Source organism: Bradyrhizobium sp. (genome assembly GCF_030697065.1).
Taxonomy (GTDB): domain Bacteria; phylum Pseudomonadota; class Alphaproteobacteria; order Rhizobiales; family Xanthobacteraceae; genus Bradyrhizobium.
Genome location: NZ_JAUYQU010000316.1, coordinates 1 through 23035, shown reverse-complemented (window position 1 = coordinate 23035; position 23035 = coordinate 1). Strand labels below are relative to the sequence as shown.

At 65.2% G+C, this 23035-nt stretch carries 17 protein-coding genes and 1 pseudogene; 10 read left to right on the top strand and 8 right to left on the bottom strand.

Features of this window, described 5'->3' with window-relative positions; all coding sequences use genetic code 11:
- Window positions 1–1049 (bottom strand): DEAD/DEAH box helicase (locus Q8R73_RS24855; protein WP_371126169.1); only part of this gene is annotated, 1049 nt, incomplete at its 3' end.
- Window positions 1050–1209: 160 nt separating this feature from the next.
- Between Q8R73_RS24855 and Q8R73_RS24850 the strand changes: the two genes are divergently transcribed.
- Together Q8R73_RS24850 and mfd are read left to right on the top strand one after the other, a co-directional pair.
- Complete coding sequence (locus Q8R73_RS24850) at window positions 1210–1500, top strand: succinate dehydrogenase assembly factor 2 (RefSeq protein WP_305722188.1); 291 nt, start codon at window positions 1210–1212, stop codon at window positions 1498–1500.
- Entirely contained in the window at window positions 1497–5015 is a 3519-nt protein-coding gene (gene mfd, locus Q8R73_RS24845) for a transcription-repair coupling factor (RefSeq protein ID WP_305722187.1), read from the top strand. The genes Q8R73_RS24850 and mfd overlap by 4 nt, the downstream gene beginning before the upstream one ends.
- Window positions 5016–5130: 115 nt before the next feature.
- On the opposite strand, the gene Q8R73_RS24840 is transcribed toward mfd, so the two are convergent.
- The 3 genes from Q8R73_RS24840 to Q8R73_RS24830 all read right to left on the bottom strand — a co-directional run bounded on the left by Q8R73_RS24840 (window position 5131) and on the right by Q8R73_RS24830 (window position 9841).
- Window positions 5131–6363: a GGDEF domain-containing protein gene (locus Q8R73_RS24840; RefSeq protein WP_305722186.1), complete on the bottom strand. Its 1233-nt coding sequence runs from the start codon at window positions 6361–6363 to the stop codon at window positions 5131–5133.
- A gap of 86 nt (window positions 6364–6449) precedes the next feature.
- The gene (locus Q8R73_RS24835) at window positions 6450–7961 is read right to left on the bottom strand and encodes a class I adenylate-forming enzyme family protein (protein WP_305722191.1); all 1512 of its coding nucleotides are present in this window, start codon (window positions 7959–7961) and stop codon (window positions 6450–6452) included.
- Window positions 7958–9841, bottom strand: a complete 1884-nt coding sequence (locus Q8R73_RS24830; protein WP_371126170.1) for an extracellular solute-binding protein — start codon at window positions 9839–9841, stop codon at window positions 7958–7960. Before Q8R73_RS24830 ends, Q8R73_RS24835 begins: the two co-directional genes overlap by 4 nt.
- Before the next feature lie 206 nt (window positions 9842–10047).
- Here Q8R73_RS24830 and Q8R73_RS24825 point away from each other — a divergent pair, with 206 nt between their 5' ends.
- The gene (locus Q8R73_RS24825) at window positions 10048–10851 is read left to right on the top strand and encodes an invasion associated locus B family protein (protein WP_305722185.1); all 804 of its coding nucleotides are present in this window, start codon (window positions 10048–10050) and stop codon (window positions 10849–10851) included.
- Window positions 10852–11041: 190 nt separating this feature from the next.
- Here the strand turns inward: Q8R73_RS24825 and hspQ are convergent, their stop codons facing one another.
- Complete coding sequence (gene hspQ / locus Q8R73_RS24820) at window positions 11042–11374, bottom strand: heat shock protein HspQ (protein WP_305722184.1); 333 nt, start codon at window positions 11372–11374, stop codon at window positions 11042–11044.
- 121 nt (window positions 11375–11495) lie between these two features.
- Here hspQ and Q8R73_RS24815 point away from each other — a divergent pair, with 121 nt between their 5' ends.
- Entirely contained in the window at window positions 11496–12449 is a 954-nt protein-coding gene (locus Q8R73_RS24815) for an AEC family transporter (RefSeq protein ID WP_305722183.1), read from the top strand.
- Here the strand turns inward: Q8R73_RS24815 and Q8R73_RS24810 are convergent.
- A complete protein-coding gene (locus Q8R73_RS24810; RefSeq protein WP_305722182.1) occupies window positions 12418–13641 on the bottom strand; it encodes a UbiH/UbiF family hydroxylase in 1224 nt (407 codons plus the stop codon). The genes Q8R73_RS24815 and Q8R73_RS24810 overlap by 32 nt on opposite strands.
- Before the next feature lie 134 nt (window positions 13642–13775).
- Between Q8R73_RS24810 and pcsA the strand changes: the two genes are divergently transcribed.
- A complete protein-coding gene (gene pcsA / locus Q8R73_RS24805; RefSeq protein WP_305722181.1) occupies window positions 13776–14513 on the top strand; it encodes a phosphatidylcholine synthase in 738 nt (245 codons plus the stop codon).
- A 104-nt stretch (window positions 14514–14617) separates the two neighbouring features.
- On the top strand, window positions 14618–15592 hold the full coding sequence (locus Q8R73_RS24800; RefSeq protein WP_305722180.1) for a quinone oxidoreductase: 975 nt from the start codon (window positions 14618–14620) through the stop codon (window positions 15590–15592).
- Window positions 15593–15692: 100 nt separating this feature from the next.
- Here the strand turns inward: Q8R73_RS24800 and Q8R73_RS24795 are convergent, their stop codons facing one another.
- Both Q8R73_RS24795 and rimO read right to left on the bottom strand, forming a co-directional pair.
- Entirely contained in the window at window positions 15693–16889 is a 1197-nt protein-coding gene (locus tag Q8R73_RS24795; RefSeq protein WP_305722179.1) for an acetylornithine transaminase, read from the bottom strand.
- A gap of 235 nt (window positions 16890–17124) precedes the next feature.
- A complete protein-coding gene (rimO, locus tag Q8R73_RS24790) occupies window positions 17125–18450 on the bottom strand; it encodes a 30S ribosomal protein S12 methylthiotransferase RimO (protein WP_305722178.1) in 1326 nt (441 codons plus the stop codon).
- A gap of 112 nt (window positions 18451–18562) precedes the next feature.
- On the opposite strand from rimO, the gene Q8R73_RS24785 reads away from it, so the two are divergent.
- From Q8R73_RS24785 to Q8R73_RS24770, 4 genes and pseudogenes are all read left to right on the top strand, one after another.
- A complete protein-coding gene (locus Q8R73_RS24785) occupies window positions 18563–19153 on the top strand; it encodes an ANTAR domain-containing response regulator (protein WP_305722177.1) in 591 nt (196 codons plus the stop codon).
- Window positions 19150–20325, top strand: coding sequence for a CmpA/NrtA family ABC transporter substrate-binding protein (locus Q8R73_RS24780; RefSeq protein ID WP_305722176.1), 1176 nt, complete (start codon window positions 19150–19152; stop codon window positions 20323–20325). Before Q8R73_RS24785 ends, Q8R73_RS24780 begins: the two co-directional genes overlap by 4 nt.
- A 324-nt stretch (window positions 20326–20649) precedes the next feature.
- Window positions 20650–22437: a NirA family protein gene (locus Q8R73_RS24775; RefSeq protein WP_305722189.1), complete on the top strand. Its 1788-nt coding sequence runs from the start codon at window positions 20650–20652 to the stop codon at window positions 22435–22437.
- Window positions 22434–23035 (top strand): annotated as a pseudogene (locus Q8R73_RS24770) ((Fe-S)-binding protein); the annotation flags it as partial. The gene Q8R73_RS24775 and the pseudogene Q8R73_RS24770, both read left to right, overlap by 4 nt.

Below are 23035 nucleotides of genomic sequence, written 5' to 3'. Positions count from 1 at the left end.
TCTGCCAGCAGCGGGTCGAGCCAGCCGACGAGCTTGCCGAAGTGCTGCGCGGCCAGGATCTCGGTCGGCGCCATCAGCGCGCACTGGTAGCCGGCGTCGATGCAGCGTGCCGCCGCGAGCGCCGCCACCACGGTCTTGCCGGAACCGACGTCGCCCTGCAGCAGCCGCAGCATCCGCACCGGCTGGCGCAGATCTTCGGTAATGGCGGCGACTGACTCGCGCTGGGAGGTCGTCAGTGCATAGGGCAGCGCGTCGATGATCCGGCTGCGCAAATGCCCGTCGCCGGCGTGGCGGTCGCCGGCCGGGCGGCGCAACTGCGCCCGCACCAGCGCCAGCGCCAACTGGCCCGCCAAAAGCTCGTCGAACGCCAGCCGCGACCAGAACGCGCCATCGGGCAGGATGTCGGTGAGTTCGACCGGCACATGGACGCGGTTGAGCGCTTCCGCCACCGGCGGAAAATTGCAACGGCGGATCACTTCCGGGCTGATCCATTCCGGCAGCGCGGGAAGCCTCTGCAGCGCTTGCGCCATCGCGCGGCGCAGCGATCCCAGCGCCAGCCCCTCGGTCAGGGGATAGACCGGATCGATGCCCGACAGTTTTGCAAAACCCTCTTCATCGACGACGCGGTCGGGATGCACAATCTGCGGGACGCCGTCATACATCTGCAAGGTGCCCGAGACGTAGCGTTTGGCGCCGACCGGCAGCAGTTTCTCGACGTAGCCGGGCTTGGCCCGGAAGAAAGTCAGCACCAGGTCGCCGGTGTCGTCACTGGCATAGACCAGGAACGGTGCGCGCGCGTTGCGCGGCGGTGGGGGACGGTGACGGTCGACGGTGACCTCCAGCGTGACCACGGTCCCCTGGGCGGCATCGCGGATTTTCGGCCGCGCCCGGCGGTCGATCACGCTGGCCGGCAGGTGCAGCAGGAGGTCCACCAGCCGCGGCGTCTCATCGCGGCCGAGCAGATAGCGAAAAAGCTTGTCCTGCTTCGGTCCGACACCGCCAAGGGTCGTGACCGGCGCGAACAGGGGATTGAGCAGGGCAGGGCGCATCAAGGGACTCGACGGGTTGACCGACGCTCGATTTGGCAAGCCTTGAATGCATTTTGGCGTGAATGCAATGCGAGAACGGCTGCTGACAACAGCCGGAAGCATGGCTATATCAACCCCGCCCGGCTCGTCCGGGCTTTTGGCGTTGGCATGGGAATCATCAATGACGGGATCGACACGATCGAGCGACGGCCTCAATGACCGCCGCAAGCGGCTGCTGTTTCGCTGCTGGCATCGCGGCACCCGCGAGATGGATCTCATCCTCGGCCGCTTTGCCGATGCCGAGATCGCGATCCTCGGTGACGATGAACTGGCGCAGCTCGAACATCTGATCGAGTTGCCCGATGCCGATCTGTACGCGGCGCTGACCGGCAACAAGCCGCTTTTGCCGGAATATGCCGGCGCGCTGTTCGAGCGTATCAGGGCGCGTGGCGCGGTGGACCACGACGCATGAAGTCTCCGACACAATCGCCGGCGAAATTGCTGGCGCCCGGCCGGGCGCTGACCTTTGCCAATGTCGCCGAGGGCGCCGAAGGCCTCGTGGTCTCGGACCTCGCGCGTGCGGTGGCGGCGCTGCCGAACCCGCCGGCGGTCAGCCTCGCCGTGATCTGCCGCGACGGTCCGCGCATGCAGCAGCTTGCCCGCGCGCTGGAATTCTTCGCGCCCGATCTGCCGGTGATGCAGTTCCCGGCCTGGGATTGCCAGCCCTATGACCGGGTATCGCCGCATGGCGGCATTCTGGCGCAACGGCTGACCACGCTGGCGCGGCTGTCGCGGCTTGCCGGCAGCGACAAGCCGCTGATCGTGCTGACCACGGTCAACGCCATCGTGCAGCGGGTGCCGGCGCGCGAAACCGTGGCGGCGCAGGCGCTGTCGGTGGCGCCCGGCCATGTGGTGCCGATGGCCTCGATCGTGTCGTGGCTGGAGCACAACGGCTATAACCGTTCTTCCACGGTGCGCGAACCTGGCGAATATGCCGTGCGCGGCGGCATTCTGGACCTGTTTCCCGCCGGACTCGACCAGCCGGTGCGGTTCGATTTCTTTGGCGACAGCCTGGAATCGATCCGCAGCTTTGACGCGGAAACCCAGCGCACCTTGCTGCCGATGCGTTCGCTCGATCTGGTGCCGATCTCGGAATTCCAGCTGGTCACCGAGACCATCCGCCGTTTCCGGATGGGCTATGTGGCAGCCTTCGGCGCGCCGGGACGCGATGATCTGTTGTACGAAGCCGTCAGCGAGGGACGCCGCCATCCCGGCATGGAGCACTGGCTGCCGCTGTTCCAGGACCGGATGGACACGCTGTTCGACTATCTCGACGGCGCGCCGGTCGCGATCGAACCGCAAAGCGAGGACGCCGCGCGCGAACGCTTCAGGCAGATCGCCGACTACTACGAGGCGCGGCGTGAGGCGCTGGAGCATCCCGGCGGCGGCGCGATCTACAAGCCGTTGCCGCCGGACCGGCTGTATCTGACCGAGGACGAGTGGGGCAAGCGGCTGGACGAAGCGGCGCTGGCCCGGCTGAGCCCGTTCGCGGTGCCTGAAGGCAGCGCCGGCACGGTCGATGCAGGCGCCCGGCAGGGCCGCAATTTCGCGCCGGAGCGCGCCGATACCTCGATCAACGTGTTCGAGGCGGTCGTGGCCCACGTCCAGGCGCTGCACGCCCAGCGCAAGAAGGTGGTGATCGCGCTGTGGAGCGAAGGCTCGCGCGATCGCATGGGCAGCATGCTCAAGGACCACAAGCTCGGCCAGCTCACCAGCGTCAACTCGTGGCGCACGGTGCAGGCAACCCCGCGCAACGAGGCCATGCTGGCGGTGGTCGGCATGGAATCCGGTTTCGAGACCGAGCATGTCGCCGTCATCAGCGAGCAGGATATTCTGGGTGACCGGCTGGTGCGGCCGCGCAAGGCCAGCCGCAAGCTCGACAATTTCATCTCGGAAGTCACCAGCCTCAGCACCGGCGATCTCGTGGTGCATGTCGAGCACGGCATCGGCCGCTTCATCGGATTGCAGACGCTCGAGGTCGGCGGCGCGCCGCATGACTGTCTCGAGCTGCATTATGCCGCCGATACCAAGCTGTTCCTTCCGGTCGAGAACATCGAACTCTTGTCGCGCTACGGTTCCGACCACGCCAATGTCGAGCTGGACCGGCTCGGCGGCAGCGGCTGGCAGGCGCGCAAGGCAAAGCTCAAGAACCGCATCCGCGAGATCGCGGGCGAATTGATAAAAATCGCCGCCGCGCGGCATCTGCACGAAGCGCCGAAGATGCCGGTGCAGCCGCATCTCTACGACGAGTTCTGTGCGCGCTTCCCCTACGAGGAAACCGAAGACCAGCTCGGCGCCATCAATGCCACGCTGAAGGACCTGGAAACCGGCCGGCCGATGGACCGGCTGATCTGCGGCGACGTCGGCTTCGGCAAGACCGAGGTGGCGTTGCGGGCGGCGTTCGCGGTCGCGCTCGAGGGCAAGCAGGTTGCCGTCGTGGTGCCGACCACGCTGCTGGCGCGCCAGCACAGCCGCAATTTCACCGAGCGCTTCCGTGGCTTCCCGGTCAATGTCGCGCAGGCCTCGCGGCTGGTCCCGACCAAGGAACTGACGCTGGTCAAGAAAGGCATCGCGGAAGGCGGGGTCGACATCGTGATCGGCACCCACGCACTGCTCGGCAAGGCGATCAAGTTCCGGGATCTCGGCCTCGTGATCGTCGACGAGGAGCAGCATTTCGGCGTCACCCACAAGGAGAAGCTGAAGCAGCTGCGCGCCCAGGTCCATGTGCTGACGCTGAGCGCCACGCCGATCCCGCGCACGCTGCAACTGGCGCTGACCGGGGTGCGCGATCTCTCGATCATTGCCTCGCCGCCGGTCGACCGGCTGGCGGTCCGCACCTTCGTGGCGCCGCACGATCCCCTGATGATCCGCGAGGCGCTGCTGCGCGAGCGTTACCGCGGCGGACAGGCGTTCTACGTGGTGCCGCGGATCGAGGACCTCGCCGGCGTCAAGGATTTTCTCGACAAGAACGTGCCGGAGATGAAGGTCGCGGTAGCGCATGGCCAGATGCCGCCGACCGTGATCGAGGACATCATGTCGGCCTTCTATGACGGCAAATACGACATCCTGCTGTCGACCACCATCATCGAGTCCGGCCTCGATATCCCGACCGCCAACACCCTTATCGTGCACCGCGCCGACATGTTCGGCCTCGCGCAGCTCTACCAGTTGCGTGGCCGGGTAGGGCGCTCCAAGCTGCGCGCCTATTCGCTGTTCACGCTGCCGGCGCAGGCGAAGATCACGGCGCAGGCGGAGCGGCGGCTCAAGGTGCTGCAATCGCTGGAGACGCTCGGCGCCGGCTTCCAGCTGGCATCGCACGATCTCGACATCCGCGGCGCCGGCAATCTGCTCGGCGAGGAACAGTCGGGCCATATCAAGGAGGTCGGTTTCGAACTGTACCAGTCGATGCTGGAGGAGGCGATCCTCAACCTCAAGGCCGGCGTGGTCGAGCCCGCGGCGGACCGCTGGTCGCCACAGATCACGGTCGGCATGCCGGTGCTGATCCCGGAGGAGTACGTCAACGACCTCGCGGTGCGGCTGTCGCTGTACCGGCGGCTGGCCGATCTCGACACCGACGACGAGATCGACAATTTCGCCGCCGAGCTGCGCGACCGTTTCGGCGTGCTGCCGGACGAGGTGCGCTATCTCTTCAAGATCGCCGCAATCAAGGGCTACTGCCGCAGGGCCAATGTCGAGAAGGTCGATGCCGGGCCGAAGGGCGCGGTCATCACCTTCCGCGACAACAAGTTCGCGCAGCCCGACCGCCTTGTCTACTTCATCCGCCAGCACGGCAACGCCGCGAAGGTGCGGCCAGACATGAAGGTGGTGTTCCTGCAGGTCTGGGAGACCCCGGAGGAGCGCCTGTACGGCACGACGGAGATACTGCGGCAGCTCGCCAACCTCGCCGAGAACAAGAAGGCGGCGTGATCGCGATACGCTCTCAACGTCATTGCGAGCGCAGCGAAGCAATCCATCTTACCGAGCAAAGAAGGAATGGCTTGCTTCGTCGCAAGCGCTCCTCGCAGTGACGTTGAGGAAGCCTTCACGACGCCGCGCGGCGCGCTTCGTCATGGAGCCGGGCCAGCAGCGACTTCGCCGTATCGTCCGGCATCATGGTCGCCACCGTCACCGCCGGCTCGGCGCGGGCGTCGCGCTTGCCGTGGCGGGTGTGGCGCATCACGCTGGACAGCCGCCGCGCGATCATGTGGCCGTTGCGCAGATCGGTGTCGGCGAATGCGACAATGACCGATCCGTCGTCCTGGGCGGCGCCGAAATCCATCTGCCGCATCAGCCGGCTGATGATCCGCGCGCCGTCGAGCTGGGCGCGCGGATGGGCGGGATCGAAGGCAAAGCGCGCCACCGAGAACCCGCCGCCGCGCGACAGCGCTTGATAGACCGCGGTGGCGAAGTCACGGCTGAACGCCGCGGGCGTCAACAGACCGGTCCTGACATCGATCAGGCCGTCGGCGTCGATCGATCGCAGCGTCCGGGTCAGATGGGCTTCGAAGGCATGCTGCCGGATCAGCGGCAGCGCGTTGGCGGCGATATGGGCAGGCTCGCCGGATATGATTTCGAGGTTCGGCAGATCATAGGCAGGCGCCAGCGCATCCGACGTCATCACCACGGGCAGATTGCGAAAGCGTGAATCCTCGGTCAGCACCGTGAGAAAGGCATCCACCACGCGCGGACTGAACCCTTCGCCGAGCACGATGCCGTCGATGTCGCGGGTATTGAGGTGCTTCGCCGCCGCTTCGATCGAGAGCGCGCCGACCACTCCGATGCGTTCGCCGAGCGATACCGAGAGCGCGGGGTAGGCGGCGCCGCGGCCGATCAGCAGCACGGTGGCGTCGCGGGCCGGATCGAAATCGGACGCCGTGGCGCGCGCCAGCGGCTCGCCGTCCATGCGGCGCATCACGGTGATGTCGAGCGCCCGAACCCGCAGGCTGGCGCGCAGCCGCGCGGGCAGGCGATCGAAACTGCCGCCGGTCTGGGAAAATGGAATGGCGTTGTCGGGCAACGATGTCGTGGGGTCGACCGCGACCAGCGGCAGATAGGGCCGCTGTGCGGCGATCTGCTGGGCCAGCGCGTCGAGGCGGGGTACCGTCGCTTCGTCCATCGCGACGAGGACCGCGGCCGGGTGCAACTGCTCGACGGCGCGTGATGCATCCGCCCAGCCGGCATCGATCATCGGGAACATGCCGGCGTCGTCGAGGGTGCGGGCGAATGACGGGCGCCCGGCGGTCGATACGACGATGAGCGGGCCTTGCTGGGACATCTGAAACCCGGATTACGCGTCAGGTGAACGCGCGAACCCTAGTTCCCCGCCCTTAATGCCGCGTCAACGAGAGCTGTGGATTTCAGTCAAGGCTGGCTGGCCCGGTCGCGAAACGCCTCCACCATCAGCGGGTTGAGCCCGAGTTCGGCGAGCGCCTCGCGGGCGCGGCCATTGTCCTGGGCGCGTCCGGCCAACCGGTGACCGCTGAGACGGTCCGGCAACGCCGTCAGCAGCGCGCCCTGTCCGAGCCGCCTGGCCCATTCCTGCAGATCCCCTGCCAGAAACCGGTAGCCGCCGACCGCCATGATACCCGTGGGTGGCGCGGTGATGCAGATCGCTCCGGTCGAGCGGTCGATCCGGGCGGCATAGTCGGTGTCGACATAATCGCGCGGCGGCTGCGCGATCAGGGAGTCGCTCGGCGGCGGCGGCGCGTAGGGCGCTGCGGATACCATCGGCCCCCGCAGCGCCAGCGTTCCCCGGGGCGTCAGAAAGATCTCGCCTGCAATCGACGAGCCCGAAGCTTCCCGCGGCGCGCTGTGCGGCCCCGGCCGGACCGTTGCCGGCGCGCCATCGGCCGTATTGCGGCGGACTCCGAACAGGCCGGCTTCGCCGAACAGATAGACATCCGTCAGCGCTACCCGCGGTTGCGTCCAGGACGGTGACGAGGCCACTTGCTCCGGCGCGCGCCAGAGGCCGATCATCGTGCGCAGGGTCGGCAGACGCGAGGCCATGTCGATCTCGCCCAGCCGCAACGCCAGTTGCGCGGGCGCGACCAGCGTGTCGCAGCTATTCTCGACGATCTGCTGCTCCAGCACGTCGCCGTCGAACGGGTGATGCAGCGCCAGGGTTCCGCCCGACAACAGCCAGATCACAAGCGACGAAGTCAGGCCCGCGAACGACGACGGGGTGAATGCCGACATGACCGTCGAGCCCTGCGGCACATCGGCTTCGAGCGACAGAGCAAGGCCGCCGGCGATCAGGTTCAGATGCGTGCGGGGAACGGGACGAAAGCCCTCGCCGGTGACGTCGAACGAGATGATCGCGGCCTTGCGGCCGTCCTGCACCACCGACCGCGAGGTGGTGGAGCCACTCGAAAGGGCCATATCGAGCGAGGCCATGCCTTCCGGCAAGTCGCTGCCGAACCCGCAGACATGACGGATCGAAAAGGCCTCGGCCGCGGCATTCATGGCGAGATCGGAATGCACCACGCCGTCGATACGGCTCATGCTCACGATCGCCCGCGCCCCGGTACGGTTCAGCGCGACCGTCAGTTCCGCCTGCCGCCACAGCAGCGGGAACAGCGCCACCACGAGGCCGGCGCGATGCGCGGCCAGCACCGTCAGCGCGAATTCGACAGTATTGGGTAGTTGCACCGCGATCACGGAATTGGACGGCAGGCCGGATTCGATAAAATGCGCCGACAGCGCCGTGATCGCACGGTCGGCTTCCGCAAAGGTCAGGTTCCTTGCCGGCTGGCCGGTGATGCGCTGCTTGTTGATGGGATCGAGCAACGCCAAAGCATCCGGCTTGCGGGCCAGGATCCGCTTGAACAATCCGTCGAGCGTCGGCGAGGTGTTGGTCTGGATCACGGGGGTCATTTCGGTTGGGCGTCGGGTCGCTGCCACCAGGTTTCCGGCAGGTATCCCGTCAGGGCAGTGGCGTCAGGCCGTTCTATCCGATTCCAGCGCGCGATCCATTGTTCTTGAACGTTAAACAGCGGAATACCGTAGAAGCCCGACATCAGGGTCCGGTCCAGCGCCCGCACCGCGGGGACGAAATCGGTATGTTCGCGCGCCTCCAGCAGGGCCGCGATCAGGACGTCGATGGCGGGGTCCCGGGCGCCCATGTAGTTTCGGGTGCCCTGAATTCCCGCGGCCTCGCTACCCCAGTAGAACGACTGCTCGTTGCCGGGCGACAGCGATTGATCCCATCGATTCTGCAGCATCTCGAAGTCGAAGGCGAGACGGCGCTGGTCGAACTGGACGGCGTCGATCGCGCGCACCGACGCCTCGATGCCGGCGCGCTTCAGGTCGCGCTGATAGGCGAGCGCAATCCGCTCCTGATCGCGCGTGGTCACCAGAATTTCGAAGGTGAGGGGAATCCTGGTCGAACGATGCCGCAGCACTGTGCCGTCGAGCTCGTAGCCGGCCTCCGACAACAGCTTGAGGGCGCCGCGCAGCGTGGCGCGATCGCGGCCCGAGCCATCGGTCACGGGGAGGCGATAGCTGCCGTCGAGAATGTCGGGCGGCATGCGCGCCAGGTAGGGTTTCAGGAGTTCCCGCTCGCGATCGTTTGCCGCGCGGCCGTAGGCCGACAGCACCGAGCCCGCGAAGAAGCTCGCAGTACGCCCATAGAGCCCGAAGAAGTAATTGCGGTTGATCCATTCGAAATCGAACAGCAGGGTCAGTGCCTGGCGCACCCGGACATCCGCAAACACCGGACGCCTCGTGTTGAACACGAGGAATTCGGCGGGTTGCGGCATCCCCGTCTTGATGGAATCGCGGATGACCTCGCCGCTGCGGGCGGCCGCGAAATCGTATCCGTCGTGCCAGCGCAGCGGCTCGGTCTCGACGCGAAAATCGTACAGGCCGCGCTTGAAGGCTTCGAACGCGCCGTTGGCCTCGCGGTAGAAATCCAGCCTGATCTCGTCGAAGTTCCACAGCCCTCGATTGACCGGCAGGTCGCGGCCCCAATAGTCGGGATTGCGGATCAGCGTGACGCTGGCGCCGGGCTTGACCGCGGTGATGCGGTAGGGACCGGAACCAACCGGCGCCGTCATCGAGGTTTCCTCGAAAGTCGCGACATCGACGGCATGCCTGGGCAAGACCGGCATCAGACCGAGGATCAGCGGCAGTTCGCGGTCGTTGGCGCCGGCGAGGTCGAACCGCACCGTGCGCGTATCCGTTGCTTCGGCCCTGGCGACCTTGGCGTAATATTGCCGATGATTGGGACGGCCCTTGTCACGGAGGAGGGCCCAGGAAAACAGCACGTCCTCGGCGAGAACCGGCCTGCCGTCGGAGAATCGCGCTTTGGGATCAAGATGGAAGGTGACGTAGCTTCTGCTGTCGTCGGTCTCCACGTGCTGGGCCAGCAGGCCGTACAGCGTGAAGGCCTCGTCATGGCCGCGCGCCATCAGGCTTTCGACCACAAAGCCCCTGACCTGCTGCACCGCGAGGCCCCGGACGATCAGCGGGTTGAGGCTGTCGAAGGTGCCGAGAATGCCCTGCACGAGCCGGCCGCCCTTCGGCGCGTCGGGGTTGGCATAGGGCATATGGGTGAAATCGGCCGGCAGGGCCGCGGCGCCGTGCATGGCGATGGCATGGCGCGGTTCGGCCGCCCGGCAGATGCCGGCGGCGAGCGCCAAGCCGCCAGCCAAAGCGAGGAAAACGCAGACCGCGGCTCGAATGTGCCGACGCCCGGAACCGTGCCATGCAGCGCGCGGAATTGATTCGATTTTCTTCACAGCCGCTTTTACCATAGCCATCACACCCGGTCCCGGCAGGTGGCGTGGAAGCCTGTCGGCATTGATCTTTTCGCCCGCCGCTGTATTGAAGGCGGGCGATTGACCAAGACGTTAGGGCCTGTCACGTATCCGCCTCATTTGGCAAAGAGACAGCCGCCCAACGGCTAGGGTCGGTGCCTGCAGCGGTTTCTGCCGCTTCCGTTCAGAAAGGGTTTTCCGCAATGAATTTCCGTATCTTGGCCGCGCAGGTCCGGCCGCGTGGGCGGGTTATCGCCCTGTTGGCGGCGACCGCACTGTCTGCCACGTTGCTGACCTCCGGCGCGCAGGCCCAGCAGCCGGCCCCGGCGCCCGGCGCGCCCAAGGCCGCGCCCGCACCGAAGGCCGCGCCGAAGGCTGCCCCGAAAGCCCCGGCTCCGGCTGCCCAGCAGCCTGCCGCGCCGCCGGCCGGAGCTCCCGCCGCGGGCGCCCAGCCGGCCGACCAGCAGGTTCAGCTGATCTACGCTCCCTGGACCAAGTTCTGCCTGAAGGGCCAGGATGCCGGCGCCAAGCAGGTCTGCTTCACCGGCAAGGACGGCCGCATCGAGTCCGGCCAGCCCGTCATCGCCGCCGTCATCATCGAGCCCGAAGGCGAGCCGAAGAAGATCCTGCGCGTCACGCTGCCGCTCGGCATGCAGCTGGTTCACGGCACCCGGGTGATCGTCGACGCCAATGCGCCGGCGCAGAGCCCGTATGTGATCTGCTTCGCCAATGGCTGCATGTCGGACTATGACGTCACGCCGGAACTGCTCGCCAGCATGAAGAAGGGGCAGAACCTGGTGGTGCAGGCGATCAACTCGAACGGCGCGCCGCTCACGCTGCCGCTGCCGCTGGCCGAATTCGCCAAGGCCTATGACGGCCCCCCGACCGACCCCAAGGTGTTCGAGGAAACCCAGAAGAAGCTGCAGGAAGAGCTGCAAAAGCGCGCCGAGGAGGCCCGCAAGAAGCTCGAGGCCAATCCGCCCGCGGCCAATCCGGCTGCTAAATAAGGGGCAGGGCGATCCTGTCGACAACAAAAAGGCGCCCGGATCGGGCGCCTTTTTCGTTGGGCGCGGAAATTCTTGTAGCCCGCATGAAGCGAAGCGCAATGCAGGAAAGCAAGCCCCGGATTTCGCCGTCGGGCAGCGCTTGGCGCCGACCGCTGGCTTCATCCAGGTTACGAATTCGCGATGATGCGCCTTAATTCAGCGACGGATTGCGGGGGCGGTAACCGCCAGATTTGTCCTTGACGAAAATCTCGGAGACCTGCGAGTGCCGGATCGGCTCGCCGGAATCGTCGGGCAGCAGGTTCTGCTCGGAAACATAGGCGACGTATTCGGACTCCGAATTCTCCGCGAGCAGATGATAGAACGGTTGGTCCTTGTGGGGCCGGACCTCCTCGGGGATCGACAGCCACCATTCCTCGGTATTGTTGAAGACCGGATCGATATCGAAGACAACGCCCCGGAACGAAAAGATCCGGTGCCGGACGATCTGTCCGATCTGAAATTTGGCGGTCCGCGCTTTTATCATATCTCGTCGAATAGACCATGATTGTGGCCGATGCTAGAGGCAAACAGCCGAATTAACCTTTGCCGTGCCGGTCCGTCCAGGCTGTCGAGCGGGGCAAGAATGATGAAGAAGACCCTTCCCGATGATCGACATTCTGAACCTCGCACTACCCTATTTCGGCTTGATTTTCATCGGGTTTGCCTGCGGCAAGGCCAAGGCCTTGCCGGAGGACGGGCTGGCGTGGATGAACTTCTTCCTGCTCTATGTCTCCCTGCCGGCGCTGCTGTTTGGAATTATGGCAAAGACGCCGTTCGCCGAGCTGAATAATCCGCCATTCCTGATTGCGACCACCTTCGGCACCGCCAGCGTCTACTTCCTCGCGATGTTCTTCAGCCAGCTGACCGGCAGGCTTTCGGTCCGGGAATCCATCCTGGCGGGTCTTGCGGGCGGCTATGGCAACATCGGCTATATGGGCCCAGGGCTGGCGCTGGCCGTGTTCGGCTCGAAGGCGGCTGCGCCGACCGCGCTGATATTCTGCTGCGACGCCATCTTCCTCTTTACGGTCGTACCGCTGTTGATCGCGCTCACCGACCGCGAACACCAGTCATTGCTGCGCACGCTCGGCATGGTGGGGCGGCAAATCGTGCTGAACCCCCTGATCATGTCGGCCTGCGCCGGCGCACTCGCCGCTGCCTTCAATATTCGACCGCCGGCGGCGATCGACAACACGCTGCTGTTCCTGCAGAACTCGGCAGCGCCAGTGGCGCTGTTCGTGCTGGGGGTGACGGTCGCACTGCGACCGCTAGCCGGGGTGCCCTGGGAAGTGCCCGGCGCCATCGCGGTCAAACTCCTGATCCACCCGCTGATCGTGTTCGGACTGATGCTGGAATTCGGGCCGTTTCCGCAGCCCTGGGCGGCGACCGCGGTGCTGATGGCGGCATTGCCGCCGGCACTCAGTGTGTTCGTGATCGCGCGGCAGCACGACACCTGGGTCGAGCCCGCGTCGGTCGCCGTCCTGATCGGAACATTCGCCTCGGTCATTACCCTGACCAGCGTGATGTGGCTCATTCAGAGCGGCCGGCTGGTGTTTCCGTGACCGCGCGTCGGACCCTCCACGACGGCGCCAGTCCCTCGCGCATGGCCAGACGCCGAAACGCGCCGACCGAGCCGATCAGATGCATGCCGACGGCGCGCAGCGACTGCACCGGCAGGAAATCGCTGAGCAGGGAGCTATTCGCGATGTCGATCGCGAAGGTCCGGCTGGCGACGTCGCCACGCCGCGCCGCATCGTAACGCTTGATCACCTGCGGGGACCCCGGGTCTTCGCCAGCCAGCATCGCGTCGCGGACGATATCGGCGATGTCGGCGGCGTCGCGCAATCCCATGTTCAGGCCCTGCGCGCCGATCGGCGGCAGCACATGCGCGGCTTCGCCGACCAGCACGATGCGCGCCTTGGCGAACTGCCGGGGCTGTTCGATGCCGAGCGGAAACAGATGCCGCCCGGGCTCGACCGCGACGCGGCCGAGAATGGAATGCGATTGCCGTTCCGCGGCCTCCGACAGTTCGCCGTCGCTCAACGCGATCAGCCGTTCGGCTTCCCGGGGCGCGGCGACCCACACCACGCTGCTGCGGTCGCCGGGCAGGGGAACGAATACGCAGGGACCCTGCGGCGTGTGAAACTCCGTGGAGATGTTCCGATGCGGGCGCGAATGGCGGATGTTGAAGGTCAAGGCCGCCTGGTTGAGGCTGCGGCGGCTGACTTCGATACCGGCTGCCTGCCGGCACAACGAGTGCCGTCCGTCCGCGCCGACTGCCAGTCGCGCAGCCAATGATTGGCCGCCGCGCGTGTGGACGGTGACCTCCGCGTCATCAGGGCTGATCGTCGCCGCCTCATCGTCGAACCGCGTCAAACCTGAAAGTCCGGCGGCGCGCAGTTCCAGCGCTTCGATCAGCGTGCGGTTCTCGATATTGTAGCCGAACTCATCGAGGCCGATTTCGTCGCAAGCGAACCGGACCTCGGGCGCCCGGATCAGGCGGCCGGTATCGTCGACCAGGCGCATGACACGGAGCGCCGCCGCGTGGTCCTTGCAGTTCGACCACACCTCCAGCCGCTCCAGCAGACCGACGGAATCACCCAACAGCGCCGTGGTACGGTTGTCCGCATAGGGCAGGCGGCGGGCGACGAGCGCGGTGCGCGCGCCGGTTTGCGCCAGCGCGACCGCAGCGCCAAGTCCCGCGGGGCCGCCGCCGATCACGACGACGTCATAGATACCGGATCCGTCATTCATATCGGGACAATTGACCTTCCCGGTGGCATTTTCAAGTCGGCATCGCCCCGTGGAATGTGCTTTCGATTTGCGCGGCCGAACGCCGCAAGCAGCGGTGTGCAAATCGGGGCGATTCCTGATAGCAGTGCGGGCCGATGGACCAGTCGAACCAGCCAGAGTCTTCACCGCATGCGACACCGGGAAAGCGCGTCGCTGCTTTTTCCGTGCATATCTTCACGGCCTTGGGAGCGGGCATCGGCCTGCTCGCGATGCTGGAAGCGGTGCGCGAGCACTGGGCGGCGATGTTCGCGTGGCTCGGGCTGGCGCTGGTGGTCGACGCGCTCGATGGTCCGATCGCGCGGCGGTTCGATGTCGTACGCCTGCAGCCGAACTGGTCGGGCGAGGTGCTCGATCTCGTGGTCGATTTCATCACATATGTTTTCGTGCCGGCCTATGCGATCACCGCCAGCGGCCTGCTGCTCCCGGTCATGGCGCCGCTGCTGGGCGCCGGGGTCGTGGTATCCGGCGCGCTGTATTTTGCCGATCGCCGCATGAAAACCGACGACAATCATTTTCGCGGGTTTCCGGCGCTGTGGAACGCCGCGGCCTTCTATCTGTTCCTGCTGCATCCGCGGCCCTGGCTGGCGAGCCTGATGGTCGCGGTTCTGATCGTGCTGACTTTCGTCCCCATCAATGTGATGCATCCGGTCCGCGTCGTGCGGCTGCGTGGCCTCACCTTGTCGTTGATGGGCCTTTGGGCGGTGCTTGCGATCTATGCGCTGGCCCGTGATTTCGATGCCGGCGCAGTCGTAACCATCGGGCTCTGCGCGATCGCGCTCTATGTCGTGGCGAGCGATGCGGCGATCCGGATCGTGAGATTTCTCAGGGCTTGATCGACTTGTTCACCAGCCCGGAAACATAGCTGCCGCGGCGAGTTGACAACGCTGTGCCGATGGCTTTCGCTCGACCGAGGAAATTTGCCCTGGGAGAACTTGATATGGTCAAGGCCGTGCGCGTGCACAAGGTGGGGGGCCCGGAAGCCCTGGTTTACGAAGCCGTCGACGTGCCCGCGCCCGGACCCGGCGAGGTTCGCATCCGCCAGCATGCCATCGGCCTGAACTTCATCGACGTCTATTACCGCACCGGTCTCTACAAGGCGCCGGGACTGCCCTTCATCGCCGGCAACGAAGCCGCCGGCGAGGTTGTGGCGGTAGGGCCGGGCGTCACCCATTTTCATCCCGGCGACCGTGTCGCCTATTATTTCAATCTCGGCGGCTACTCCACCGAACGCAACATTCCCTGGGACAAGCTGGTGAAGCTGCCCGACCATATCACCTACGAGCAGGGCGCCGTCCTGATGCTGAAGGGACTGACGGTGTGGTACCTGCTGCACAAGACGTTCAAGGTCGAGCCTCACCACCGGGTGCTAATTCATGCCGCGGCCGGCGGCATCGGCCTGTTGGCGTGCCAGTGGGCGAGGGCGATGGGCGCGCATGTCATCGGCACCGTCGGCACCCAGGCCAAGGCGGACCTCGCACTCGCCAATGGCTGCGATCACGTCATCCTCTACAACGAGGAAGATTTCGTCGCCCGCGTCAAGCAGATCAGCCGCAACGAACTCTGCGACGTCGTCTATGACGGCGTCGGCAAGACCACCTTTCCAGGTTCGCTGTCCTGCCTGAAGCCGCGCGGACTGTTCGTGAGCTTCGGCAACGCCTCGGGCCCGGTGCCGCCGTTCTCGATTGCCGAACTCAACAATCACGGCTCGCTGTTCGCGACCCGCCCGAAACTCAACGACTACATCGCCAAGCGCTCGGATCTGCTGGAAGGCGCCGACACCCTGTTCTCGGCCGTCATCAACGGCAAGCTGCACGTGCCGATCAATCACGCCTACGCGCTGAAGGATGCGGCCAGGGCGCATACCGATCTGGAAAGCCGGGCCACGACAGGTGCGTCGATCTTGAAGCCGTAGCTGAGTTCGTCATTCCGGGGCGATGCGAAGCATCGAACCCGGAATCTCGAGATTCCGGGTCTGGTGCTAGCGCACCATCCCGGAATGACCGAAGCGTCCACTACGCCACCCGCCTGGCCGCCCCCATCCGCGTCAGGATTGTGTCGAGACCATCGATCATTTCCAAAATCTCTTCCCGCGAAACGTTGAGCGCCGGCATGAAGCGCAGCGCGTCCGGCTGCGGCGAGTTCAGTAGCAGGCCGTCCGCCAGAGCCTGTGCGACGATGGAAGCACCGATCGGGTGCTTGAGGTCGAGCGCCAGCAACAGCCCGCGGCCGCGGACTTCGCCGAGACCGTGCCGTGCCGAAAGCCGCTGCAACTCGCTTTCAAGAAACAGTCCGGCATCGACGGCCGATTTCAGGAGGGCGGGCTTGCTGACCTCGGTCAGCACGGCAAGGCCCACCGCGCACATCAGCGGATTGCCATTGAAGGTGCCGCCCTGGTCGCCATGTTCGAAGCAGGAGGCCTTGTTCGTCGCCAGCAACGCCGCCAGCGGCACGCCGCCGCCGATGCCCTTGCCCAGCGTCATGATGTCGGGCTCGATCCCTGCATGCTCGTGGTGGAACAGCTTTCCGGTGCGGCCCATGCCGGTCTGGATTTCGTCAAGGATCAGCAGCAGGCCATGCTCCTTCGTCAGGGCTCGCAAATCCTGCAGGAACTCGTTCGTCGCCGGCCAAACTCCGGATTCACCCTGGATCGGCTCCAGCATCACGCCGATGGTGTTGTTCGTGATCAGCCGCTTGACCGAGTCGAGATCGTTCAGCCGGGCCTTCGGAAAGCCTGACACCTTGGGCTCGAACAGCAATTCGAAAGTCTTCTTGCCGGATGCCGACATCGTCGCCAGCGTGCGGCCGTGGAAGCCGCCCTCGAAGGTGATGATTTCGTAAGCGCCGTTCCTGTGCAGCGCGCCGTATTTGCGCGCGAGCTTGATCGCACCTTCATTGGCCTCCGCGCCCGAATTGGCAAAGAACACCTGGTCGAAGCAGCTGCGCTCGGCAAGTGCCTTGGCGAGTTCGAGGCTGGGGCCGTTGTAAAACGCCGGGCTCGGCGTCAACAGCAGCCTTGCCTGGGCGGCCAGCGCGTCGGCAATGGCCGGCGGCGAGTGGCCGAGGCAGTTGACCGCCCAGCCCTGGACGAAGTCGAGATAGCGCCTGCCGCTGTCGTCCCACAGCAATGAGCCTTCGCCGCGCACGAAAACCGTCGGCGGCCGGGACGTGATTTCCATCAATGCGTCGAACGAATGCGTGGCGTTGCTCATATCAAACTCCTCAGCGGGATTGGGATGCAAAGCGGGCTGAAACGCAAGAAGGCCGCACTTTGCGGGTGCGGCCTTCTCGAAAACGTTGCTGATCTAGTGTTTCAGCGTTGTCGTCGGACACGGCGCGACCCATCATCGTCGACAGAGCGACGACGGAAAGCTGCGCGGGTGTTGGTCCGGGACTGGATCATGGGGCGGGGCCATACAGCCGAAGGGCGAACGCTGTCAAGCGGTGTCAGAATCCCGCGACGCTGCCGTGCAGGTCGTACTGGTCGGATCGTTCGATCTTCGCGGTGACGATTTCGCCGACTTTCAGGGGGCGGCGGCTCGAGACGTAAACCGCGCCGTCGATCTGCGGCGCGTCAGCCTTGGATCGGCCCTTTGAAACCGTCGGGCCGACCTCGTCGATGATGATCTGCTGCCGCGTGCCGACCCTGCGCTTCAGCCGGCGGGCGGAAATCTTCTGCTGCCGCGCCATCAGCGCATTCCAGCGCTCCTGCTTGATTTCGGGCGGCACGTGGTTGCCGAGCGCGTTCGAGGTGGCGCCCGCGACCGGCTCGTATTTGAAGCAGCCGGCGCGGTCGATCTCGGCTTCTTCCAGCCAGTCGAGCAAATAGGCAAAATCGGAATCGGTCTCGCCGGGGAAGCCGACGATGAAGGTGGAGCGCAAGGTCAGATCGGGGCATTCTTCGCGCCACTTCTTGATCCGCGCCAGCGTCTTTTCCTGCGCGGCCGGGCGCTTCATGGCTTTCAGGACTTCCGGGCTGGCGTGCTGGAACGGGATGTCGAGGTAGGGCAGCACCTTGCCTTGCGTCATCAGACCGATGACTTCGTCGACATGCGGGTAGGGGTAGACATACTGCAGCCGGACCCAGGCGCCGAGTTCGCCGAGCTCCTTGGCGAGATCGAAGAATCTGGCGCGGACCTGGCGGTCCTTCCATGGGCTGTCGGCATATTTGATGTCGACACCGTAGGCCGAGGTGTCCTGCGAGATGACCAGCAATTCCCTGACGCCGGCCGTGACCAGTTTTTCCGCCTCGCGCAGCACTTCACCCGCCGGGCGCGACACCAGATCGCCGCGCAGTTTCGGGATGATGCAGAAGCTGCAGCGGTTGTTGCAGCCTTCGGATATCTTCAAGTAAGCGTAATGCCGCGGCGTCAGCTTGATGCCCTGCGGCGGCAGCAGATCGAGGTGCGGATTATGCACCGGCGGCAGCGCGCGATGCACGGCATCCAGCACGCTTTCATATTGCTGCGGTCCTGAGATCGACAGCACGCCGGGGTAGGCCGCCTCGATCTGCTCGGGTTCGGCGCCCATGCAGCCGGTGACGATTACCCTGCCGTTCTCGGCCATGGCGTCGCCGATTGCGCCGAGCGATTCCTGCTTGGCGCTGTCGAGAAAGCCGCAGGTGTTGACAATGACGAGGTCCGCGCCGTCATGCTTGCGCGCCAGCTCATAGCCTTCCGCGCGCAGCCGGGTGATGATGCGCTCGGAATCCACCAGCGCCTTGGGGCACCCCAGGGAAACAAAGCTGACTTTGGGCGCGGCGGCCTGGTTCATGTCTGAAATGCCTGATTGAAGGGCAGGAGCTAGTCCCAATCGTCCGCAATTACAAGGCTTTAAGCCGGCTTCGGGCGTGCTAAGAGGTGTTTTGCCGGAATGCGAGTGGTCGATGGGTTCCGAGACGTCACCGAAAATCGTCATTGTTGACGAAAGCCCGATCCGCGCAGCAATCCTCGAGGAGGGGCTGCGGGAGGCTGGGTTTACCGGTGTCGCCCACATCAGCGAGATGCACAACCTGCTGGCCCGGATCTATGCGCTGGATCCCGATGTCATCCTGATCGACCTGGAAAACCCCAGCCGCGACGTGCTGGAGCAGATGTTCCAGGTCAGCCGCGCGGTACGCCGGCCGATCGCGATGTTCGTCGACCAGAGCGACTCCGCCTCGATCCAGGCATCGGTCGATGCGGGCGTTTCCGCCTATATCGTCGACGGCCTGAAAAAAGAGCGGATCAAGCCGATCATCGATCTCTGCATCTCGCGCTTCAACGCCTTCTCCAAGCTGCAGGGCGAACTCGATCGCGCCAGGTCCGCGCTCGAGGACCGCAAGGTAATCGACCGCGCCAAGGGCATCCTGATGAAACTGAAGGGCCTCACCGAAGACGAGGCCTATGTGCTGCTGCGCTCCACCGCGATGCGCGAGAAAAAGAAAATCGGCGAGATCGCGCAGTCGATCCTGACCGCTTCGGAGTTGCTGAAATGACCGAACCCCTGCGCATAGGCTTCATTCCGCTAGTCGACGCCGCGGCCCTGATCGTCGCCGTCGACAAGGGGTTTTGCGCGGCCGAAGGGCTCGACGTCACACTGATCCGTGAAGTGTCGTGGTCGAACGTGCGCGACAAGCTCAATCTCGGCCTGTTCGACGCCGCCCATCTGCTGGCGCCGGTGGCGATCGCCTCCAGCCTTGGGCTCGGTCACGTCAAGGTGCCGATCGTGGCCCCTTTCAATCTCGGCCTCAACGGCAATGCCATCACGGTATCGCCGGCGCTGCATGCTGATATCATGGCGGAATTGTCGGGCGATCCGTTCGACCCGATGGCGACCGCGCTGGCGCTGGCCCGCGTCGTTGCGAACCGTCGGAAAAGCGGCGCGGAACCGCTGACCTTTGGCATGACGTTTCCGTTCTCGACCCACAATTATCAGCTTCGGTTCTGGATGGCCGCCGGCGGCGTCGACCCCGACGAGGATGTTCGTCTGGTGGTGTTGCCGCCGCCCTACATGGTGGACAGTCTGGCCAACGGTCATGTCGACGCCTTCTGTGTCGGCGCGCCCTGGAATTCCATCGCCGTCGATCTCGGCGTCGGCCATATCCTGCATTTCGTGGCCGACATTCTGGTCCGCGCCGTCGAAAAGGTGCTGGCGGTCAGGCAGGACTGGTCGCAGAAGAATCCGGACGTGCTGGCCGCCCTGATCCGGGCGCATGACCGCGCCGCCGATTTCATCGAGCAGAAGCAGAACCGCGCCGAGGCGGCGCAGATCCTCGGCGCGCCCGAGCGGATCGGCGTCGATCCGGAGGTGATCCAGCGCACGCTCGACGGTCGCCTCAAGATTTCTCCGGACGGAACCATGCGCGAGAGCAACCGCTATCTTCTGGTGGGACGACAGGGCGCGACGCGGCCGGACCCCGTGCAGGCAGCCTGGCTCTACGCCCAGATGGTGCGATGGGGGCAAACCGAGGTCAGCCCGGAGGCGCTGAAAGTCGCCATGGCGGTATTCAGGCCCGACCTGTACGACGCCGCCCTCGGACGCCAGGCGAAGTCGGAGAAGTCGGACGAGGCATCCAGCGGGATCGGCGCCTTCGCTGGCCCCGCTTTCGACGCCAACGACATTGCCGGACATCTCGCCGCCTTCAAGATCGGGCGTCAGAGACCCTGAATCGGGCACGTGGACCGACATTGGCATCCAGCCGATCCGGCTAATTATTAGGCTGGCTGCTTGCAAACGGCGGTGGGGTCGCGTCGCCAGGTTCCCGCCGCAAAATCCAACCAATTGAAATTATTGGTTATTTGATCGGAATCAGACTGGCACGCAACTTGTATGTTGCAGTGGGGCCAGCCGTCTCAGATGTCCGTTGGCCACGTCCTAGATGGATTTCCGCAGCAACGAAGCTGGTCAGGCCCGTTCGAACGACATGAACGCGGCCGCATTCCCTTCCCGTTGAAGCCACTCGTCGTGGCCGCAGGAGCTTCGTCGCGCACCATGAAACTGGAAACGCTCTCAGTCGACTTTACCGACGAGCAGAAACGCTACCTCGAAGGGTTCACGACCGGCCTGCAGATCAGCCGGGTCGGGCGCGGCCTCGGTGGCGCCGCCGCGGGCAAGACGAATGCGGAGCCGACCGGCCCCGAAGCGTCACACGTCAAGGCGCAGGACCGCACGCTTGCCTCCGGCAAGAAGCTCGTCGACCAGGAAAAGTGGAAACGCGAGCAGCATCCGTTCGACGCCTATCCGCGGCTGAAGGAGCAGGCGCTGGCCGATGCGCGGCCGTCGCCGGCGGATAATTTCCGCTGGCGGTATTACGGGCTGTTCTACGTCGGACCGACGCAGGATTCCTACATGTGCCGGTTGCGGATTCCGAACGGCATCATGAAGCACTGGCAGTTTTCGGGGCTCGCCGATCTGATCGAACCGCTGTGCGGACCGTTCAGCAACGTCACCACCCGCGCCAATCTGCAGGTGCGCGAGATCCCGCCGAAGCACGCGGTGATGCTGATCGAAGGCATCCAGGACCTCGGCCTGTGCTCGCGCGGTTCCGGCGCCGACAACATCCGCAACGTCACCGGCACGCCGACGGCGGGTATCGATCCGCAGGAATTGCTGGACACCCGCGAATACGCCCGCGAATGGCACTATCACATCCTCAACGACCGTTCGCTGACCGGCCTGCCGCGCAAATTCAACGTCGCCTTCGACGGCGCCGGCAAGATAGCGGTGCTGGAAGACACCAACGACATCGCCTTTGCCGCGGTCGAGGTCAAGGACGGTTTCGATGTCGATCCTGGCGTCTGGTTCAAGCTCGGCATCGGCGGCATCACCGGCCACAAGGATTTCGCCGCCGATACCGGCATTGTCGTCAAGCCGGCCGATGCGACCAGGGTTTCGGACGCCATCGTCCGCGTCTTCATTGACCTCGGCGACCGCACCAACCGGCTGAAGGCGCGATTGAAATACGTGATCGACGGCATGGGCATGGAAAAATTCCTCGTCCTGGTCGAGCAAAAACTCGGCCATGCCCTTACGCGCGTTCCGCCGGAAGCGCTCGCGCCCCGTCCGGCGTTCGACCGCACCGCCCATATCGGCGTGCACAGGCAGAAGCAGGACGGTCTGAACTGGATCGGTGTCGCGTTGCCGTTGGGCAAGGTGACCTGCGACCAGATGCGCGGCCTTTCCAAAATCGCGCAGGACCTCGGCGATGGCGATATCCGCCTCACGGTCTGGCAGAACCTGCTGATATCGGGCGTCTCCGACCACAAGGTGGCGCTGGCCACGGCCGCGATCGAGGCAATCGGGCTCGCGATCGAGACCACGGAAATCCGCGCCGGGCTGATTGCCTGCACCGGCCGCGCCGGCTGCAAGTTCGGCAATGCCGACACCAAGCGCACCGCCGCCCGGATCGCGGACTGGTGCGAATCGCGGGTGCCGATCGAGACCCCGATCAACATCCATCTCACCGGCTGCCACCATTCCTGCGCGCAGCATAACATCAGCGATATCGGCATGATCGCCGCGCGCATTTCGGTCGCTGACAGCGACGATACCGTCGATGGTTTTCACATCTTCACCGGCGGCGGGTTCGGTCCCGACGCCGAGGTCGGGCAGGAGGTCCTTCATGATGTCACGGCGGAGGATGCACCAGCGTATGTGGAGCGGCTGCTGAAAGCCTATGTCTCCCATCGCACGTCGCCCGACGAGACGTTCCTGACCTTCGCGCGCCGCCACGATGGCGAGACGCTGCGCAAACTGGCCGATGCCGAGGCTTCGACATGAACCAGATGACACCGCCGCCCAGAATCGAGATCATTCCCTCCAGCGCGCCGTTTTCCGATGCGCAGCGCTCCTGGCTGAACGGCTTCTTTGCCGGACTGCTGACCGATGGCGGCCCGACGCCGCTGTCGCCGGAGCAGGGCGCCTCCATGCTGCAGGGCCCGCCCGGCGACGGCGACGACGGCGAGGCGCCCTGGCACGACCAGACCATGCCGATGTCGGATCGCATGAAACTGGCGGAAGGCCGCCCCTTGCGCCGGCGCATGATGGCCGCGATGGCGCAACAGGATTGCGGCCAGTGCGGCTACAATTGCCACGACTATTCGGACGCGATCGCGAGCAAGGCCGAGCCGCGCCTCAACCTCTGCGTCCCCGGCGGCAAGGAAACCGCCCGGATGCTAAAGGCGCTGCATGAGGAAATGGAAAAGGCTCCGGCATCCGGCCCGGCGGCGATAGCACCTGCAGCGGCCGCGCCTTCAGTCACGGCGGAGCCCGGCCGTTCGCGCGACAATCCGGTCGCAGCGACATTCCTGTCCCGCCGCCTGCTCAACCAGGCCGGATCCGAAAAGGAAACCTGGCACATCGAATTCGACCTCTCGGG